General features: G+C 69.7%; 2 protein-coding genes and 1 pseudogene. 2 read left to right on the top strand and 1 reads right to left on the bottom strand.

What is annotated here, in order from left to right; translation table 11 throughout:
- Both hemB and DBR34_RS01380 read left to right on the top strand, forming a co-directional pair.
- A partial coding sequence (gene hemB, locus DBR34_RS01375) for a porphobilinogen synthase (protein WP_258223611.1) occupies positions 1-983 on the top strand: 983 nt, incomplete at its 5' end.
- A 34-nt stretch (positions 984-1,017) separates the two neighbouring features.
- Complete coding sequence (locus tag DBR34_RS01380) at positions 1,018-1,287, top strand: SHOCT domain-containing protein (RefSeq protein ID WP_128095409.1); 270 nt, start codon at positions 1,018-1,020, stop codon at positions 1,285-1,287.
- 15 nt (positions 1,288-1,302) lie between these two features.
- On the opposite strand, the pseudogene DBR34_RS01385 reads toward DBR34_RS01380, so the two are convergent.
- Positions 1,303-1,520, bottom strand: a pseudogene (locus DBR34_RS01385) (TolB-like protein); the annotation flags it as partial.

Raw genomic sequence — 1,520 nt, forward strand, 5'->3', positions numbered from 1 at the left:
ACCCCGACTATCGCCCCCGCCGCATGCGCCACGACGAGTTCTCGCGCCGCCTGATGCGCGAAAACACGCTCACCACCGACGACCTGATCTACCCGGTGTTCGTGCATGAGCTGGCCGGCCGCGCGCCGGTGGCGTCGATGCCCGGCGTGGAGCGCCTGTCCATCGACGAACTGCTCAAGGTGGCCGAAGAAGCGCTGGAGCTGGGCATCCCGGTGATCGACCTGTTCCCGGTGATCGACCCGTCCGGCAAGTCGCTGGACGCGGCCGCCGCGTGGGACGAGAACGGCCTGGCGCAGCGCGCCATCCGCGCGCTGAAGTCGCGCTTCCCCGAGCTGGGGGTAATGACCGACGTGGCCCTGGACCCGTACACCACCCACGGCCAGGACGGCATCATCGACGACAAGGGCTACGTGCTCAACGACATCACCGTCGCCGCGCTGGTGAAGCAGTCGCTGTCGCACGCCGCCGCCGGCGTGGACATCATTTCGCCGTCGGACATGATGGACGGCCGCATCGGCGCCATCCGCCGCGCGCTGGATGCCGATGACCACGTCAACGTGCGCATCATGGCCTACTCGGCCAAGTACGCCTCGGCGTTCTACGGCCCGTTCCGCGATGCGGTGGGCAGCTCGGCCAGCCTGGGCAAGGCCGACAAGAAGACCTACCAGATGGACCCGGCCAACGGCGACGAGGCCATGCGCGAAATCGCGCTGGACCTGGAAGAGGGCGCGGACATGGTGATGGTCAAGCCGGGCATGCCGTACCTGGACCTGGTGCGCCGGGTGAAGCAGCAGTTCGGCGTGCCGACCTTCGCCTACCAGGTCAGTGGCGAGTACGCGATGATGAAGGCCGCCTTCGCCAACGGCTGGCTGGACGAGCGCGCCTGCGTGCTGGAGTCGCTGATCGGTTTCAAGCGCGCCGGTGCCGATGGCGTGCTGACCTATTTCGCCCCGCAGGTGGCGCGTTGGCTGCGCGAACGCTGACAATACGCGCCACTACGCCGACAGGACGATAACGATGCAGACGATGGGATGGGTCCAATGGGTGACCTGGGGCACCGGGGTGGTGGTGTTCGCGGCGGTGATCGGGCTGGTCATCCGCGGCGTGCTGCGCGCGGCCAAGCGCCCGCCGGAACAGCCGTCCGCCGCCGCCCGGGTGGCGCGTGAGGCGCAGCTGTCGCCCGAACTGCAGGCGCAGCTGGCCGCGTTGAACCAGCGCAAGGACCACGGCGACATGAGCGAAGCGGAGTACGAACGGCAGCGCGCCGCGTTGCTGTCGGCGCGCTGACCGCATCGATTCCCCTCAACGGCACGCACCGCCCGGTGCGGCCGGTGCCTTCATCCGGTACAGGTCCAGCCCGCCCGCGCGCGGTGCGCGGGCCATGCCGGCCACCACCAGCTCGCCCGGCTTGGCGGCATCCACCACCGGCGCGCCGGTCTGGCCGTCGGCCGTGTTGAACGACAGCACCAGCGGCGTGGCCGGCTGGCGGTAGTCGCAGCCCACCACCCACACCTGCGCAT

It is taken from the genome of Stenotrophomonas sp. HMWF003 (assembly GCF_003061285.1).
Taxonomy (GTDB): Bacteria; Pseudomonadota; Gammaproteobacteria; order Xanthomonadales; family Xanthomonadaceae; genus Stenotrophomonas; species Stenotrophomonas maltophilia_AP.